The following is a 248-nucleotide window of genomic DNA, read 5'->3' as shown; positions in this document are numbered from 1 at the left end:
GACGCGCACCTGGAACTTCCTCGCCGGCGGCGAGCTGATCGACGACTGAGCACGCGACGCGCCTCGCGACGGACGCGCCCGCGCGCATGGGGGATAATCGGCGCATGACGACTTCCCCGACTGCAGACACCGGCCTGACCATCGCCGGCACGACCTACGACTCCCGCCTGCTGACCGGCACCGGCAAGTTCAAGGACCTCGACGAGACCCGCGCCGCGACCGAGGCCGCCGGCGCCCGCATCGTCACC

General features: G+C 71.8%; 1 pseudogene. It reads left to right on the top strand.

Features of this window, described 5'->3' with window-relative positions:
• Window positions 1-86: 86 nt before the first annotated feature.
• Window positions 87-248: pseudogene (locus SB719_RS21795) on the top strand (hypothetical protein); the annotation flags it as partial.

This window comes from Pantoea sp. SIMBA_079, assembly GCF_046940275.1.
GTDB lineage: Bacteria > Pseudomonadota > Gammaproteobacteria > Enterobacterales > Enterobacteriaceae > Pantoea > Pantoea borealis.
The sequence above is the reverse complement of the archived record's forward strand: the minus strand, read 5'-3'. Positions and strand labels throughout refer to the sequence as shown.